At 67.0% G+C, this 17,205-nt stretch carries 16 protein-coding genes; 12 read left to right on the top strand and 4 right to left on the bottom strand.

Annotated features, from left to right (window positions below; translation table 11 throughout):
- Window position 1: 1 nt before the first annotated feature.
- A complete protein-coding gene (gene yidD, locus ACZK2R_RS15430; RefSeq protein ID WP_478487400.1) occupies window positions 2-256 on the bottom strand; it encodes a membrane protein insertion efficiency factor YidD in 255 nt (84 codons plus the stop codon).
- Between the two features lie 272 nt (window positions 257-528).
- On the opposite strand from yidD, the gene dksA reads away from it, so the two are divergent.
- Window positions 529-1,758 (top strand): RNA polymerase-binding protein DksA, encoded by a 1,230-nt coding sequence (dksA, locus tag ACZK2R_RS15425; RefSeq protein WP_180836677.1) that lies wholly within the window; start codon window positions 529-531, stop codon window positions 1,756-1,758.
- Window positions 1,759-2,404: 646 nt separating this feature from the next.
- Here the strand turns inward: dksA and ACZK2R_RS15420 are convergent.
- From ACZK2R_RS15420 to cysS, 3 genes are read right to left on the bottom strand one after another with little or no spacing between them, the layout of a single operon-like run.
- Entirely contained in the window at window positions 2,405-3,652 is a 1,248-nt protein-coding gene (locus ACZK2R_RS15420; RefSeq protein ID WP_032129395.1) for an MFS transporter, read from the bottom strand.
- Entirely contained in the window at window positions 3,649-4,101 is a 453-nt protein-coding gene (locus ACZK2R_RS15415) for a SufE family protein (protein ID WP_049423936.1), read from the bottom strand. The genes ACZK2R_RS15420 and ACZK2R_RS15415 overlap by 4 nt, the downstream gene beginning before the upstream one ends.
- A gap of 53 nt (window positions 4,102-4,154) precedes the next feature.
- A complete protein-coding gene (gene cysS, locus ACZK2R_RS15410; RefSeq protein WP_032129396.1) occupies window positions 4,155-5,531 on the bottom strand; it encodes a cysteine--tRNA ligase in 1,377 nt (458 codons plus the stop codon).
- Between the two features lie 188 nt (window positions 5,532-5,719).
- Between cysS and ACZK2R_RS15405 the strand changes: the two genes are divergently transcribed.
- The 11 genes from ACZK2R_RS15405 to ACZK2R_RS15355 all read left to right on the top strand — a co-directional run bounded on the left by ACZK2R_RS15405 (window position 5,720) and on the right by ACZK2R_RS15355 (window position 17,136).
- Entirely contained in the window at window positions 5,720-6,289 is a 570-nt protein-coding gene (locus ACZK2R_RS15405; RefSeq protein ID WP_032129397.1) for a glycine zipper 2TM domain-containing protein, read from the top strand.
- 318 nt (window positions 6,290-6,607) lie between these two features.
- Window positions 6,608-7,618, top strand: coding sequence for an N-acetylornithine carbamoyltransferase (locus ACZK2R_RS15400; protein ID WP_032129398.1), 1,011 nt, complete (start codon window positions 6,608-6,610; stop codon window positions 7,616-7,618).
- Window positions 7,619-7,737: 119 nt separating this feature from the next.
- On the top strand, window positions 7,738-8,934 hold the full coding sequence (locus ACZK2R_RS15395; RefSeq protein WP_125894472.1) for an argininosuccinate synthase: 1,197 nt from the start codon (window positions 7,738-7,740) through the stop codon (window positions 8,932-8,934).
- Between the two features lie 137 nt (window positions 8,935-9,071).
- Window positions 9,072-10,160, top strand: coding sequence for an acetylornithine deacetylase (locus ACZK2R_RS15390; protein ID WP_125894470.1), 1,089 nt, complete (start codon window positions 9,072-9,074; stop codon window positions 10,158-10,160).
- Window positions 10,161-10,235: 75 nt separating this feature from the next.
- Window positions 10,236-11,564, top strand: coding sequence for an acetylglutamate kinase (locus tag ACZK2R_RS15385; protein WP_125894468.1), 1,329 nt, complete (start codon window positions 10,236-10,238; stop codon window positions 11,562-11,564).
- Window positions 11,565-11,567: 3 nt separating this feature from the next.
- Window positions 11,568-12,170, top strand: coding sequence for a GNAT family N-acetyltransferase (locus ACZK2R_RS15380; protein ID WP_125894466.1), 603 nt, complete (start codon window positions 11,568-11,570; stop codon window positions 12,168-12,170).
- Entirely contained in the window at window positions 12,167-13,120 is a 954-nt protein-coding gene (gene argC / locus ACZK2R_RS15375) for an N-acetyl-gamma-glutamyl-phosphate reductase (protein ID WP_125894464.1), read from the top strand. The genes ACZK2R_RS15380 and argC overlap by 4 nt, the downstream gene beginning before the upstream one ends.
- Before the next feature lie 20 nt (window positions 13,121-13,140).
- Window positions 13,141-14,436 carry an argininosuccinate lyase gene (gene argH, locus ACZK2R_RS15370; protein WP_049461415.1) on the top strand — a complete coding sequence of 432 codons (1,296 nt, stop codon included), beginning with the start codon at window positions 13,141-13,143 and terminating at the stop codon, window positions 14,434-14,436.
- Complete coding sequence (locus tag ACZK2R_RS15365) at window positions 14,436-14,699, top strand: YciI family protein (protein ID WP_032129404.1); 264 nt, start codon at window positions 14,436-14,438, stop codon at window positions 14,697-14,699. The genes argH and ACZK2R_RS15365 overlap by 1 nt, the downstream gene beginning before the upstream one ends.
- Window positions 14,700-14,710: 11 nt before the next feature.
- Complete coding sequence (gene proB / locus ACZK2R_RS15360) at window positions 14,711-15,868, top strand: glutamate 5-kinase (protein WP_125894462.1); 1,158 nt, start codon at window positions 14,711-14,713, stop codon at window positions 15,866-15,868.
- Entirely contained in the window at window positions 15,865-17,136 is a 1,272-nt protein-coding gene (locus ACZK2R_RS15355; RefSeq protein ID WP_125894460.1) for a glutamate-5-semialdehyde dehydrogenase, read from the top strand. The genes proB and ACZK2R_RS15355 overlap by 4 nt, the downstream gene beginning before the upstream one ends.
- The last annotated feature ends 69 nt before the right edge of the window (window positions 17,137-17,205 follow it).

Genomic DNA, 17,205 nt, shown 5'->3' with positions numbered 1-17,205 from the left:
GTCAGTGTTTTCCTGTGCAACGGCAAGAGGGGACGTTGGGGGACTCGGGCACGGGGTCGAAGCCGCCGGGATGGAACGGGTGGCAGCGGCCCAGCCGGCGCGCAGCCAGCCAGCTTCCGCGCAGCGGGCCGTGCCGCGAGATGGCGTCCATCGCGTATTCAGAACAGCTCGGCACGAAACGGCAGCGAGGCCCCAGCAGGGGGCTGATGAAGCGCTTGTAGAAGCGCAGCAGGGCAATGAGCAGGCGCGAGATCACCCAGTCATCTTATGCCAGTTGGCATGAAGGCCGCATTTGTGCAGGATGGGCCGTTGGTCGCATGTCGCCGATGGCCTGCGACCGGTACCAGTACCTTCGGGTGCTGGCCAGGTTCCGTACCGCGCAAGGCGGTCCGTGTTCGTCGGACTGCCTCCAAGGGCGCCTTGACTCCAGGACTGAATGGAGCAGGGGGTCGAGGTTGCTGCTGCGGGTCGGGTAGGCTATAAAGGCCCGCTTTCCCGGGCCCCGGGGAATCCAAGGAAGAGCGTTTCGTGGCTGCTAAAAAAACTGCAAAGAAGGCCGCAACGGCCGCCAAGAAAACCGCCAAGCCTGTTGTGAAGAAGTTGGCGGCAAAGCCCGTTGCCAAGAAACCGGCCAGCAAGCCGGCGACCAAGGCAGCGTCCTCGCAACCGGCGGCCAGGAAGGCCACCGCAAAGAAAACGCCGGTCAAGGCAACCAAGCCGGTGGCGAAGAAGGCTGCTGCGCCCGCCAAGGCCAAGCCTGCCGCTGCCAGCAAGAAGGCGCCGGTGGTGAAGAAAGCCGCCAGCAAGGCCGCGCCGGTGAAGAAGGCCGCCGCCAACCCGGTGGCGAAGAAGGCAGCAGCCAAGCCGGCGCCGAAGGCGGTGGTGAAGAAGGCTGCGGCCAAGCCGGTCGCCAAACCTGCAGCGAAGAAGGTTGCTGCGGCTAAACCGGTGGCCACGCCTGCCGCTGTAAAGAAAGTCACCAAGAATGTTGCCGCGCCGGCCGCAAAGCCGACCCCGGCCCCCGTAGTGAAGTCCGCACCGAAGCCTGCCCCCAAGCCGGCTCCGGCCAAGCCTGTCCCGGCCAAGACCGTGGCAGTGGCAGCAGCCCAACCGGCCCCCAAGCCGGCCCCGGCCGCCGCTCCTGCTGCTTCGAAGGCCCCGCAATCCAAGAATCCCGTGCCCGTTTCGAAATCGCCTGCCAAAACCGCCGTGAAATCCGATTCCGCCCCGAAGACCGTGTCGCGCCCTGTCGGCAAGGTTGCCGTGGCCGTCGCCGCCCGCTCGGCGGCACCGGCCCCGCGCAGCAAGTACAAGGTGGTCGAGTACAAGACCGACGAGGCCACCGGCCGCCCGATCCTGCCGGTTGGCTACAAGCCGTCCTCGGAAGAGGAATACATGAGCCCGCTGCAGCAGGAGTATTTCCGTCAGCGCCTGCAGAACTGGCGCGCGGACCTGGTGGAAGAGTCCAAGCAGACCATCGAGAACCTGCGCGAGGAAGTGCGTGACATCGGCGACGAAGCCGAGCGCGCGACCCGCGAGACCGAAAACTCGCTGGAACTGCGTACCCGTGACCGCTACCGCAAGCTGATCGGCAAGATCGACAGCACCCTGAAGCGCCTGGAAGCCGGCGACTACGGTTACTGCGTCGACACCGGCGAAGAAATCGGCCTGGAGCGCCTGGAAGCGCGCCTCACCGCCGAACGCACCATCGACGCCCAGGAGCGCTGGGAGCACCTGCAGAAGCAGCAGGGCGACTGATTCCCGATCGTTGTATGGTCATGCGAAAAACCCGGCCTCGGCCGGGTTTTTTGTTGGGTGTGGTTGGCTTTGTAGAACGGCGCCTTCCGGGTATCGGAGGGAGCCTGCGGGTGGGGCCGGGCAGGACACGCTGCAAGTACATCCCGGTAAGCTCGGCCGCGGCATCCATGCCGCGGACGGTCCTGCCCGGCCCCACCCGCAGGCTCTCTACGGTTTCCTGCGTGCGCGGTTGCTGTAAAGCCGAGCTCATGCCCGGCTCGGGCCGAAAACGGAGGGCAAGGAAGAGCAAAAGCAAAAGCAAAAGCAAAAGCAAAAGCAAAAGCAGCCAAGCATGGCTTGGCTCTACCAAGGGCGGTCATGCGTGCGCTCGCGGCTGTTGGGTCCGCCTTGTAGCGAGCCGAGCACCGCAGGGGAATCAGGGGCGAAGAGGCGCCGCTGTTTGAGCGCAGCGAGTTCGGCGCCGTCCCCTGATTCACCGAGGAGCACAGGGCACCGGTGCGCAGCGCCGGCTCGCGGATGGCGGCGCGCTTCTTTTGGTTACTTTTCTTTTCGCGCGAAAAGAAAAGTGACACCCCACCGCGGTCACGGAAAGAGCCCGCCGGGCATGGCCCGGCGCTACCGGCGCGTGGGCGCGCGGAAATCCGCTCTATTGCAGGTCGCGAAGATTCAGCTTCCGCAACGTCGGGTTCTTCCACGCCGTGATCCCGGCCACGCTCAGCACCGCGAACCCGCCCAGCACCACCGCTGGCACCAGGCCGAGCAGCTTTGCCATCGTGCCGGCATAGAACGCGCCCAGTTCGTTGGACGAACTGATGAAGATGCCGTTGATCGACGACACCCGTCCGCGCATCTCTTCCGGCGTGGCCAGCTGCAGGATGGTCGAGCGGATCACCACCGACACGCCGTCGAAGGCCCCATAGAACAGCAGGATCAGCGCGGACAGCCAGAAGTGCTGCGACAGCCCGAAGCTGATCACGCACAGGCCGAAGCCGGCCACCGCGAACAGCAGCACGCGGCCGGCATTGCGGTGCAGCGGGTGGCGCGCCAGCCACAGGCCAACGCAGACCGAGCCCAGCGCCGGCATTGCGCGCAGGATGCCCAGGCCTTCCGGACCGTGGTGCAGGATCTCGTGCAGGAACGCCGGCAGCATCGCCACCACGCCGCCCAGCAGCACCGAGAACATGTCCAGCGCCATCGCCCCGACCATGATCCGGTTGCCGACCACGAAGCGCGCGCCTTCAGCGATGCTCTTGAAGATCGGGGCGGCCGGACCGGTATGCACCGGTTCTTCCACCTTCAGCGTGGCCAGGCAGGCCATCGCCACCAGCGCGAAGCCCGTGGCCACCGCGTAGGACAGGCCCTTGCCGCCGAAGCCGACCAGCACGCCGCCCAATGCCGGACCGGCCACCATGCCGGCCTGGAACACCACGGCGCCGAGGCCAGCGCCACGTGCGAACTGGTCACGGGCCAGCACGCGGGCGAACAGGGCGTTGTAGATCGGCGACAGGAAGGCGCGGACCATGCCGGTCAGCGCAATGGCCGCATAGATCGGCCACACGCCTTCGAACGGCAGCCAGCCCTTGGCCACGCCGGTCAACACCAGCGCGGTGGCGATCAACCCGGAGCAAGCGACCATGCCGAGCCGGCGGCGCGGCAGGTGGTCGACCAGATAACCGGCGAACGGTGCGACGCAGAAGAACGGCAGCACCTCGGCCAGGCCAACCAGGCCCAGCGAGAACGGATTGCGGGTGACTTCGTAGATGTGCCAGCCGACGGTGACCGCGACCACCTGGTAGGACAGCATCGCGAAGATGCGGTAGGCCAGCAGCTTGGCGAAACCGGGCCGGGACAGCAGCCCCAGCGCGGTGTCTTCGGCCGTGGCGGGTTCGCTCACGACGGGTCGCGCTGCAGCTGGGCCTGCGCGGTCTCGCGGATGAAGGCCAGCATCGCCGCCACGCCGTTGCTGCGGGTGGGCGAGAGGTGGCGGGCCAGGCCGATGTCCTGGATGTAGCTCGGTTCGGTGGCCAGGATCTCCTGCGCCGAGCGCCCGGAGTACACGCGCAGGGCCAGGAAGATCAGGCCGGAAACGATGGCCGAATCACTGATGGCGTGGAAGCGCAGCGACTGCGCATTGCCTTCCGGCACGATCCAGACCATCGACTGGCAGCCGAGCAGGCGGTGCTCTTCGGTCTTCCATTCGTCCGGGAAGGCGGGCAGCTTACGGCCGAGGTCGATCAGGTACTGGTAGCGCTCGGACCAGTCGCCGAAGAAGCCGAATTCCTCGGCGATGGCGGTCTGGGCCTCGGCGGCGGTGGGTTCAAGCGGGAACGGAGAGTCGGTCACAACAGTCTCTACAGTGGAGCGTGGCCGGCGGACCGGCCACGGGGCAGGGTGGGTCAGCCGCGCTTGCGTGACCAGCGCACGCCCTGCGGGGTGTCTTCCAGCACGATGCCTTCGGCGGCCAGCTGGTCGCGGATGGCATCGGAACGGGCGAAATCGCGTGCCTGCTTGGCGGCGGCACGCTCGTCGATCAGGCCCTGGATGCGGGCATCTTCGCCATCATCGCTGGCCGCGGTGCCGAACCACTGCGCTGGATCGGCCTGCAGCAGGCCCAGGGCCAGGCCGGCACCGAGCAGTTCGCCCTTCAGGCGCGCCTGTTCGGCCGGGTCGGTGGCCCGGCGTGCATCGGCGGCGATGCGGGCCACTTCGGCCAGTGCCTGCGGGGTGTTCAGGTCGTCATCCAGGGTTGCCTCGACCGTGGCCGGGATCGCCACGACCGCCTCGACCGACGCCAGCTCGCGCAGCGTGCCGTACAGGCGGTCCAGGGTGCGCACCGACTGCTCGATGAGGCCATCGGACCAGTCCAGCGGCTGCCGGTAGTGGGCCGACAGCAGGGCCAGGCGCAGCGCTTCCGGCGGGTGCTGGCGGACCAGATCGTGCACGCGTTCGATGTTGCCCAGCGACTTGCTCATCTTGGCGCCGCCGAAGTTGAGCATGCCGTTGTGCAGCCAGAAGCGGGCGAAGATCTTGCCGCCGTGGGCGCATTCGCTCTGCGCAAGCTCGTTCTCGTGGTGCGGGAACTGCAGGTCGACGCCGCCGGCATGGATGTCGATGGTCTCGCCCAGGTGGGCGGCGGCCATCGCCGAGCATTCGATATGCCAGCCCGGGCGGCCACGGCCCCAGGGAGACTCCCAGCCAGGGAGGTCGTCGCTGGACGGCTTCCACAGCACGAAATCGCCCGGGTCGCGCTTGTACGGGGCCACGTCGACGCGGGCGCCGGCCAGCATCTCTTCCGGGTCGCGGCGCGAGAGCTTGCCATAGCCTTCGAAGCTGGCCACCGCGAACAGCACGTGGCCTTCGGCGGCGTAGGCATGCCCGTTGGCGATCAGCTGCTCGATCATGGTGATGATCTGCGGAATGTGCGCGGTTACTTCGGGCTCGATGTCCGGCGGCACCACGCCCAGCGCGGCCATGTCTTCACGGTAGGCGGCGGCGAACCTGTCGGTGATGGTGCTGATCGGCACGCCCTGCTCACGCGCGGCGTTGTTGATCTTGTCGTCCACGTCGGTGATGTTGCGCGCGTAGCGCAGGCCACCGAAACGGCGCCGCAGCAGATCGGCCAGCACTCCGAACACCACTGGGCCACGGGCGTTGCCGATGTGCACGTAGTTGTAGACCGTCGGGCCGCACACATACAGGGTCGGACAGGCCGGGTCGAGCGGGGTGAACGGTTCGAGCTGGCGAGTCAGGTTGTTGTGCAGGCGCAGGGTCATGGGGCTGTGGCTGGGGGACAAGCCTGTGATTTTAGAACGTGTCGGCCCCCTTTGGGGGCACCGCCTGCCACCGGTGGACGCCGGGTCCAACCAGGGTGGGGTGGGCAGGAGCAGCGTGGACGGGTAATGTTCAGCCCCTTGCGCTCGCCACTGCCTACACTATTGCCGTGTCCTTGCTCCCTTCGCCAATGAAATCCACCGCGTTGCTGACCCTGGCCTGCCTGTCGGCGCTGGCCGCCGTGGCCCAGGCGCAGGAGGCCGAGCCCCGCAACCGGGTGGTGATCGTGGAGAACGTGAAGTTCGACTACGCGCAGGTACTGAACGTCGAACCCGTGTTCCAGACCCTGCGCGCGACCCGTACCGAAGAACACTGCGAGCCGGTCTCGACCCGGACCCTGGCGCCGGTCAATGTCACTGGTGAGGAGCCGGTCGAGGACAAGGGCCGGATCAGCCGCTTCTGGGACTCGGTACGCTCGATGTTCAAGCGCAGCGATGAAGAGGTCTCCGAGGACACCGCCGCCGAGTCACCGGCCCCGGCGCCGGCACCGGCCAACAATGGTCCGATGCTGACCCGCGACTGTCGCATCGTGCCGGTGGGACGTGAATTCCGCCGGCCCATCGCCTACGACGTGGACTACGTCTACAAGGGCACCAAGTACCGCTCGCGGCTGCCGGAAGATCCCGGCAACCGGCTCAAGATCCGGGTGTCGATCACCCCCTGGGTCGGCCCCGAGCAGGGCGCCGCCGGCAATCCCTGATTCTGCGACCCCGGCCCCTTGCGTCGGCCCCGGCCGCATGCAAAGATGGATGACCATGAAGCTCACCGACTTCCAGCACGACAGCAGCGCAGCCCGACAGGCGTCGGGCATGACCTCGCGTGCGCGTCGACCGGAACCCCACATCCTCGCTGGGTAACCGGAGCTTTTTGCTGTTCGTCCGAAAAAAACCCAGCCCGCCGGCTGGGTTTTTTCGTTTCCGCGTCATGAAAGCTGCAACTGCAACCTTTTCGTTCCACCTTTGCTTCCTGTTTTCCCTTCCACCGCGTCGAACCCGGCGCCGCCACGCAAGGAAAGATGATGTCCCCCAAGCACTTCCTGAACACCCAGGACTGGAGCCGCAGCGAGCTCGACGCGCTGCTGACCCAGGCCGCGCTGTTCAAGCGCAACAAGCTCGGCGACCAGCTCAAGGGCAAGTCGATCGCGCTGGTGTTCTTCAATCCGTCCATGCGCACCCGCACCAGCTTTGAACTGGGTGCGTTCCAGCTGGGTGCCCACGCGGTGGTGCTGCAGCCGGGCAAGGATGCGTGGCCGATCGAGTTCAACCTCGGCACGGTGATGGACGGCGATACCGAAGAGCACATCGCTGAAGTGGCCAAGGTGCTGGGCCGTTACTGCGACATCATCGCCGTGCGTGCGTTCCCCAAGTTCATCGACTGGGCCTACGACCGCCAGGACATCGTCCTCAACAGCTTCGCCAAGTACTCGCCGGTGCCGGTCATCAACATGGAGACCATCACCCACCCGTGCCAGGAGCTGGCCCACATCATGGCCCTGCAGGAGCACTTCGGCACCCAGGACCTGCGCGGCAAGAAGTACGTGCTGACCTGGACCTACCACCCCAAGCCGCTGAACACCGCAGTCGCCAATTCGGCGCTGACCATCGCCACCCGCATGGGCATGGACGTGACCCTGCTGTGCCCGACCGCCGACTACATCCTCGACGACCGCTACATGGGCTGGGCCGAGCAGAACGTGGCCGAGAGCGGCGGCTCGCTGAAGATCAGCCATGACATCGACAGCGCCTACGCCGGTGCCGACGTGGTCTACGCCAAGAGCTGGGGCGCGCTGCCGTTCTTCGGCAACTGGGAACCGGAAAAGCCGATCCGCGACCAGTTCAAGCACTTCATCGTGGACGAGCGGAAGATGGCGCTGACCAACAACGGTGTGTTCAGCCACTGCCTGCCGCTGCGCCGCAACGTGAAGGCCACCGACGCGGTGATGGATTCGCCGCAGTGCATCGCCATCAACGAAGCCGAAAACCGCCTGCACGTGCAGAAGGCGATCATGGCCGCGGTTGCCGGGCGCTGAATCAAGCAAGGGGTAGATCCGACCGTTGGTCGGCTGCTCCCGCAGCGGCGCATCCAACATTTCAGCCGACCAGCGGTCGGCTCTACCGAATTCCCATCCCCCAAGTGGACCTGATCCCCATGAGCAACAAAGACGTCGTTCTCGCCTTCTCCGGCGGCCTGGATACCAGCTTCTGCGTGCCGTACCTGCAGGAGCGCGGCTACAACGTGCACACCGTGTTCGCCGATACCGGCGGCGTGGATGATGAAGAGCGTGATTTCATCGAGAAGCGCGCCGCCGAGCTGGGCGTGACCAGCCACGTCACCGTCAACGGTGGCCCGGCCATCTGGGAAGGCTTCGTCAAGCCGTTCGTGTGGGCCGGTGAGGGCTACCAGGGCCAGTACCCGCTGCTGGTCTCGGACCGCTACCTGATCGTCGATGCCGCGCTGAAGCGTGCCGCCGAACTGGGCACCAACATCATCGCCCACGGCTGCACTGGCATGGGCAACGATCAGGTCCGCTTCGACCTGGCGGTGAAGGCCCTGGGTGACTACCAGATCATCGCGCCGATCCGCGAGATCCAGAAGGAACACACCCAGACCCGCGCCTACGAGCAGAAGTACCTGGAAGAGCGCGGCTTCGGCGTGCGCGCCAAGCAGCAGGCCTACACCATCAACGAGAACCTGCTGGGCCTGACCATGTCCGGCGGCGAGATCGACCGTTGGGAAGCGCCGGGCGAGGGCGCCCGTGGCTGGTGCGCACCGCGCAGCGAGTGGCCGGAGCAGGCGCTGAACGTGACCCTGAAGTTCGTCGAGGGCGAAGCCGTCGAACTGAACGGTAAGGCGTTGCCGGGCGACCAGATCCTGGCCCAGCTCAACAAGCTGTTCGCCCCGTACGGCGTTGGCCGCGGTGTCTACACCGGCGACACCGTGATCGGCCTGAAGGGTCGCATCGTGTTCGAGGCCCCGGGCCTGGTGTCGCTGCTGGCCGCGCACCGCGCGCTGGAAGATGCCGTGCTGACCAAGCAGCAGAACCGCTTCAAGCCGGACGTGGCGCGCAAGTGGGTGGAGCTGGTCTACGAAGGCTTCTACCACGACCCGCTGAAGACCGACATCGAGGCCTTCCTGAAGTCCTCGCAGGCCAAGGTCAACGGCGAAGTGGTGCTGGAAACCCGCGGCGGCCGCGTCGATGCAGTGGCGGTGAAGTCGCCGCACCTGCTCAACACCAAGGGCGCCACCTACGCGCAGTCGGCCGACTGGGGCGTGGAGGAGGCCGAGGGCTTCATCAAGCTGTTCGGCATGAGCTCGACGCTCTTTGCTCAAGTCAACCGTGGTTGACTTGAGCACGAGCCCGCGCATTTCACCTTAACCCTGCGCCGTTGGCGCGCCCCCTTCAACAAGAAGGGGGCTCTCCTCCAGATGCGCTCCGGTAGCGCTGGGCCATGCCCGGCGGAATTCCACAGGATTGTTGATTCATGCTTGAACAGACGCTCGATCACCTGCAGGCCCTGGTGTCCTTCGACACCCGCAACCCGCCGCGTGCGATCACCACCGGTGGCATCTTCGATTACCTGCGCGCGAACCTGCCCGGCTTCAACGTCGAGGTGATCGACCACGGTGCCGGTGCGGTCAGCCTGTACGCCGTGCGTGGTACGCCGAAGTACCTGTTCAACGTGCATCTGGATACCGTGCCGGATTCGCCGCACTGGAGTGCCGACCCGCACGTGATGCGCCGCCTGGAAGATCGTGTGATCGGCCTGGGCGTGTGTGACATCAAGGGCGCCGCCGCTGCACTGGTGGCCGCGGCCAACGCCAGTGATGGCGATGCCGCGTTCCTGTTCTCCAGCGACGAAGAAGCCAACGATCCGCGCTGCATCGCCGCGTTCCTGGCCCGTGGCCTGCCATATGAAGCGGTGCTGGTGGCGGAGCCGACCATGAGCGAAGCGGTGCTGGCGCACCGAGGCATCAGCTCGGTGCTGATGCAGTTCTCCGGTCGCGCCGGGCATGCCTCGGGCAAGCAGGATGCGGCCGCCAGCGCACTGCATCAGGCCATGCGCTGGGGCAACCGTGCGCTGGACCATGTGGAATCGCTGGCCTCGGCGCGCTTCGGCGGCCTCACCGGCCTGCGCTTCAACATCGGTCGCGTCGAAGGTGGCATCAAGGCCAACATGATTGCACCGGCCGCCGAAGTGCGGTTCGGGTTCCGTCCGCTGCCGTCGATGGACATCGATGGCCTGCTGGCGACCTTCGCCGGTTTTGCCGAACCGGAAGCCGCACTGTTCACCGAAACCTTCCGTGGCCCCAGCCTGCCGGCCGGTGACATCGCCGAGGCCGAGAACCGCCGCCTGCTGGCACGCGACGTGGCCGATGCGCTGGAACTGCCGATCGGCAACGCGGTGGACTTCTGGACAGAGGCCTCGCTGTTCTCGGCCGGCGGCTACACCACGCTGGTGTTCGGCCCGGGTGACATCGCCCAGGCCCACACCGCCGATGAGTTCGTGACGCTGGAGCAGCTGCAGCGCTACACCGACGCCGTGCACCGCATCATCGCCGCCGGCGCCTGATCGACTCTACAACGCCGCCCGGCCCTGGCCGGGTGGAACTGCAACGCGGCGACCGCCGCCTGTGACGAAACCGAAATGTCTCCTGCCCTCCAGCCCCACCGCCAGACCCGCCAGACCATCGTGCGCCTGCTTTCCAGCATGGCCAGCGCGAAGGAGATCAGCCAGTACCTCAAGCGCTTCTCGCAGCTGGACGCCAAGCGCTTTGCCGTGGTCAAGGTCGGCGGCGCGGTGCTGCGCGACGACCTCGACGCGCTGACCTCTTCGCTGTCGTTCCTGCAGGAAGTCGGCCTGACCCCGATCGTGCTGCACGGCGCCGGCCCGCAGCTGGATGCCGAGCTGTCCGCAGCCGGCATTGAGAAGCAGACCGTCAACGGCCTGCGCGTGACCTCGCCGGAAGCGTTGGCGATCGTGCGCCGGGTGTTCCAGCAGTCCAACCTGCGCCTGGTCGAAGCGCTGCAGCAGAACGGTGCGCGCGCCACCTCGATCACCGGCGGCGTGTTCGAAGCGGAGTACCTGGACGTGGACACCTACGGCCTGGTTGGCGAGGTGAAGAAGGTCAACCTGGCGCCGATCGAAGCCAGCCTGCGCGCCGGCTCGATCCCGGTCATCACCAGCCTGGGCGAAACCGTCGGTGGCCAGATCCTCAACGTCAACGCCGACTTCGCCGCCAACGAGCTGGTGCAGGAGCTGCAGCCGTACAAGATCATTTTCCTGACCGGCACCGGCGGCCTGCTGGACGAGCAGGGCAGCGTGATCGATTCGATCAACCTGTCCACCGAGTACGACCACCTGATCGCGCAGCCGTGGATCCACGGTGGCATGAAGGTGAAGATCGAACAGATCAAGGATCTGCTCGACCGCCTGCCGCTGGAATCGTCGGTGTCCATCACGCGCCCGGCTGACCTGGCCAAGGAACTGTTCACCCACAAGGGCTCGGGCACGCTGGTGCGCAAGGGCGAGAAGGTGCTGCGCGCCACCGCGTGGAACGAGCTGGACCTGCCACGGCTGAAGGGCCTGATCGAATCCAGCTTCGGCCGCACGCTGGTGCCTGACTATTTCCAGAAGACCAAGCTGCTGCGCGCCTATGTCAGCGAGAACTACCGCACCGCGGTGATCCTCACCGACGAAGCCGAGGGCGTGTACCTGGACAAGTTCGCCGTGCTCGATGATGCACAGGGTGAAGGCCTCGGCCGCGCGGTGTGGAACGTGATGCGGGATGAAACGCCGCAGCTGTTCTGGCGTTCGCGCAATGGCAACCCGATCAATCACTTCTACTATGCTGAATCCGATGGCTGCTACAAGCAGGGCCATTGGAAGGTGTTCTGGTACGGCGCCGATGGCATCGACCGGATCAGCACCTATGTCGACCACTGCGCCCAGCGCGCACCGAGCCTGCAGGGCTGAATGATGGACCATTCCGATCACTGGACTACGATTCCCACCCTGCGCGGCCAGCACGTGACACTGCAGCCGCTGCAGCCCGAGCATGTGCCTGGCCTGCGCGCCGCCGTGGAGGGCAGCGGCCTGGACCAGCTCTGGTACACCCAGGTGCCTTCGCCGGAGCGGGTCGAGCACTATGTGCAGGCCGCGCTGCAGGCACAGGCAGAAGGCAAGGTGCTGCCGTTCGTGATCCTCGATGTGGCGGGTGACATCGTGGGTACCACCCGCTTCTACGACCTGGATGCCGGCGTGCCCAAGCTCAGCCTGGGTTACACCTGGTATGCACCGCGCGTGCAGCGTACCGGCGTAAACACCGAAACCAAGCTGTTGCTGCTGCAGCACGCCTTCGAAACCATGGGCTGCATCAGCCTGGTGCTGGAAACCAGCTGGTTCAACTTCACCTCGCGCACCGCCATCGCCCGCCTCGGCGCCAAGCAGGACGGCGTGCTGCGCAACCACAAGCGGCACGCCGACGGCACGCCGCGCGACACCGTCATCTTCTCCATCATCGATACGGAATGGCAGGGCGTGAAGCGCCACCTGCAGTACCGCCTGGACAGCCACGCATGAACGATTCGACTTTCACCCTGGGCATCGTCGGCGCCCGTGGCCATACCGGCGCCGAGCTGATCAAGCTGGTGGCCGCACACCCGCGGCTGAAGCTGGCCTTCGTGTCCTCGCGCGAACGCGCCGGGCAGCGCCTGTCCGACCACCATCCGGAGTTCCAGGGCGAGCTGCAGTACGAGAATCTGGACGCCGACGCGGTGGCCGCCAAGGGCGTGGACGCGGTGATCCTGGCCCTGCCCAACGGCCTGGCCGCACCGTTCGTGGCCGCACTGGAAGCGGCGAAGCCGGACACCGTCATCGTCGACCTGTCGGCCGACTACCGCTTCGACAACAGCTGGTACTACGGCCTGCCGGAGCTGACCCGAGGCCGCTACAACGGCCAGAAGCACATCAGCAACCCGGGCTGCTATGCCACGGCGATGCAGCTGGCGGTGCATCCGCTGCTGGACCTGCTGGCCGGTCCGCCGCAGTGCTTCGGTGTGTCCGGCTATTCCGGCGCCGGCACCACGCCGTCGGACAAGAACAACGTCGAACTGCTCGCCGACAACCTGATGCCGTATGCGCTGACCAACCACGTGCACGAGCGTGAAGTGTCGGTCCAGCTGGGCGTGGCGGTTGAATTCATGCCGCATGTCGCGCCGCATTTCCGCGGCATCACGCTCACCGCCAACCTGTGGCTGAACCGCGTGCAGACCCGCGAACAGATCGTCGAGCGCTTCCAGCAGGCCTATGCGGGCGAACCGCTGATCGAGGTAGTGGATGAAGCGCCGTGGGTCAGCCACATCGCCGGCCGCCACGGTGCGCAGGTCGGTGGCTTCACCCTGGCCCCGGGCGGCAAGCGGGTGGTGGTGGTGGCGACCCTGGACAACCTGCTCAAGGGCGCGGCCAGCCAGGCCATGCAGAACCTCAACCTCGCGCTGGGCATCGACGAACTGACGTCGATCCCGCACTGAACACGTATTCCGGAGCCCCCATGGCAGACCTTCTTTGGCAGAAGCCCGGCGTCGCCGTCGACGCCCAGATCCAGACCTTCCTCGCCGGCGATGACGTGATCCTCGATCGCGAATTCTTCCTGCACGACATCGCCGCCAGCGCCGCGCATGCACAGGGCCTGCAGCACATCGGCATCCTCAGCGCCGATGAACTGGCCGGCCTGCTGCGCGAGCTCGACGTGCTGGCGCAGGACTTCCGCGAAGGCCGCTTCGTGCTGGACACGCAGTACGAAGATGGTCATTCGGCGATCGAAGCGCGCTTGACCGAACGCCTCGGCGATGCCGGCCGCAAGATCCACACCGGCCGCAGCCGCAATGACCAGATCCTGGTCGCCACCCGCCTCTGGCTGAAGGAGAAGCTGCAGCGTGTGGCCCAGCTCAGCGCCGAGGTTGCCAAGGTCGCGCTGGACCGTGCGCAGGCCGAGAAGGATCTGCCGATCCCTGGCTACACCCACATCCAGCGTGCCGTGGTGTCCTCGGCCGGCATGTGGTGGGCCGGCTGGGCCGAGGCCTTCATCGACAACGCCATCCGCGCGCGCGACACCCATGCGCTGGTCGACGCCAATCCGCTTGGCACGGCTGCCGGCTACGGTGTGAACCTGCCGCTGGACCGTGAGCACACCACGGCCGCGCTCGGTTTCGCCCGCATGCAGATCTCGCCGATCTACGCGCAGCTGTCGCGCGGCAAGTTCGAACTGGCCGCGCTGGAAGCGCTGGGCGGCGCCACGCTGGACCTGCGCCGCATTGCCTGGGACCTGTCGCTGTTCACCAGCGCCGAGTTCGGCTTCGTCGCGCTGCCGGCGCAGTACACCACCGGCAGTTCGATCATGCCCAACAAGCGCAATCCGGACGTGATCGAGCTGATGCGCGCGACCCACGCCAGCGTCGCCGCCGCGCGTACCGAGATCGAGCAGCTGCTGTCGCTGCCGTCGGGCTATCACCGCGACCTGCAGTCGTCCAAGGGCGCCATCTTCCACGGCTTCGGTCGCGGCCTGTCGGCGCTGGAACTGCTGCCGGCGCTGCTGGCCAACCTGGAATGGCGCGACGACAAGGTTCGCGCGGCAATCGACTCGGGCATGTACGCCACCGACGTGGCGGTGGAAGCGGCGGTGGCCGGCGTGCCGTTCCGCGAGGCCTACAAGGCTGCTGCCGCCGGTGCCGACAGCGCAGGGCAGGGGCGTACCCCGGAAGGCAGCCTGGCCGCACGCGTATCGCCGGGTTCGGCCGCCGACCTGCGCCTGGACGAACTGCACGCGCGCTGGCAGGCGCTGTCCTGATGGCCGGCACCGTCTACCTGGTGCTGGCCATGCGCCGGCCCGATTTCAACGCCGCCGCCGTGCAGCCGCACCGTGACTTTCTCGATGCGTTGCAGGCACAGGGCAAGCTGCAGCTGACCGGCGGTTTTGCCGACGGCAGCGGTGGCGCCTATGTGCTGTGCAACGTGGACAGCCTGGCGCAGGCGCAGGCCATCGTCGCCACCGATCCGCTGGTGACGATGCAGGCCTCCGCGCTGACCGTGCACGAATGGAACACCCGCTGAGAGCCTGACCGATGATCCAGCACGCTGCCCACGTCGCCTCGCCGTTCCCCGAACAAGCGCTGCCGCCGTGGCGGCGTGCGGTGCTGAAAGTCGGCAGCAGCCTGCTGGCCGCCGATGGCGGCGGCCTGTCACCTCGCCACGCGCTGGGCCTGGCACAGTTCGTGTCGGCCAATGTACTGGCCGGGCGTGAGGTGGTGATCGTGTCTTCCGGCGCGGTCGCTGCCGGGCGCGCGATCCTGCCGCGGGCCGATGAACCCGGTGCGGCGATGGCGGCGCGGCAGGCCCTGGCCGCGCTCGGCCAGGCGCAGCTGATCGGGCTCTGGCAGCGCTTCTTCGAGCGCCCCGTGGCGCAGGTGCTGCTGACCCACGACGACCTGCGCAACCGCCGCCGCTACCTCAACGCACGCGCCACGCTCAATGAGTTGCTGCGGCTGGGCGCGTTGCCGGTGGTCAACGAGAACGACACCGTGTCGGTGGACGAACTCAAGCTCGGCGACAACGACAACCTGGCCGCCACCGTGGCCGCGCTGGTCGATGCCGATGCACTGTTCATTGCCACCGACATCGACGGCCTGTACAGCGCGGACCCGCGCACCGTGGCCGATGCGCGGCCACTGCACGACGTGCCGGAACTGAGTGACGAGGTGCTGGCGATGGCCGGCGGCGCAGGGTCGCGCGCCGGTACCGGCGGCATGCGGACCAAGCTTGAGGCGGCGGCCAAGGCGGGTCGTCTCGGCATCGAGACCTACCTTTTCAACGGCCGCAGCAGCGACGTGGTGCGTGCACTGGCGAAGGACCGCCTGTTCGGCACCCGCATCCACGCCGCGCGCAGCCGCGAGGCGGCCCGCAAGCACTGGCTGCGGCATGCACCGCTGACCGAAGGCGCGATCGTGATCGATGCCGGTGCGGCACAGGCCATGCGCGAGAAGGGCGCCTCGTTGCTGCCCGGTGGCATCACCGGTGCGGAGGGCGCGTTCCGGCGTGGCGATATGGTGCAGGTGTGCTGGAATGCACCACAGGGCCGTGTCTGCATCGCCCGCGGTGTCAGTCAATACGCCGCCGATGATGTGCGCCGGATCGCCGGTCGCCATTCGCGCGACATCGAGGCCGTGCTGGGCTACAACTACGGTGGCAGTGTCGTCCATCGCGACGATCTGGTGCTGCCATGACCGGTTTGAAGGACACCCCGATGAGCGAAATCGAAGCGCAGGCGCGTGCCTGCCGTGACGCGGCCCAGATCGTTGCCGGCCTCGACAGTGCGGCCCGCCGCACGCTGCTGCTGGCGATGGCACAGGCGCTGGAAGTGAATGCCGGGCTGATCCTGGCCGGTAATGCACGTGACCTCGCCGCAGCGCGCGACAAGGGCGTTGGCAGTGCCATGCTCGACCGCCTGGCGCTGGACCCGGCACGCCTGTTCGCGATGGCCGAAGCCGTGCGTGAGGTCGCTGCGTTGCCCGATCCGGTCGGCCAGGTCACCCGCGACGATGTGCGTCCAAACGGCATCCGGGTGCAGAAGGTGCGCGTGCCGCTGGGCGTGATCGCGATGATCTACGAAGCCCGCCCGAACGTGACCGCCGAAGCGGCCGCGCTGTGCCTGAAGGCCGGCAATGGCGTGATCCTGCGCGGTGGTTCCGAGGCGATCCATTCCAACACCGCCATCGCCCAGGCGCTGTCCGGCGCATTGAAGGCCAACGGCGTACCGCCGGCTGCGGTGGCCGTGCTGACCGACCTGCGCCGCGAAGCGATGCTGGAACTGCTGCAGTTGCATGAGCTGATCGACCTGGCCATTCCGCGTGGCGGCGAAGGCCTGATCCGCTTCGTCGCCGAGCATGCGCGGGTGCCGGTGATCAAGCATTACAAGGGCGTGTGCCATCTGTTCGTGGATGCCAGCGCCGACCTCGGCAAGGCCATTGATCTGCTGGTGGATGGCAAGTGCAGCCGCCCTGCAGCCTGCAACTCGCTGGAAACGCTGCTGGTGCACCGCGAGGTGGCCGAAGCGTTCCTGCCGCGCGTGGCGCAGGCGCTCGGCGAGCGCGGCGTGCAGCTGCGCGCCGATGCGCAGGCGCAGCCGCTGCTGCCGGGCAGCATGTTGGCCACTGAAGACGACTATGCCGCCGAGTTCCTTGATCTGGTGCTGGCGGTACGCGTCGTTGACGATCTCGACGCTGCCATTGCGCACATCCGTGCCTACACCTCCGACCATACTGAAGTGATCGCCACCGAAGACGCGGGCAACGCCGAGCGCTTCGTCACTGCGCTGCGCTCGGCGGTGGTGATGGTCAATGCGTCCTCGCGTTTCTCCGACGGCGGCCAGCTGGGCCTGGGCAGCGAGATCGGCATCTCCACCACGCGCCTGCACGCGTACGGCCCGATGGGGCTGGAGGCACTCACCGTCGAGCGATTCGTCGTGCGCGGTGAAGGGCAGACCCGCAAGTAGATCCACGCCATGCGTGGATGCTCTTCGCGGTAGACCCCGGTGCCGACCAAGGTCGGCACCCACCAGAGA

The sequence above is a fragment of the Stenotrophomonas sp. 96582_Sma genome (assembly GCF_056480905.1).
Note: the sequence above shows the minus strand (reverse complement) of the source record. Positions and strands in the feature narration are given on the sequence as shown.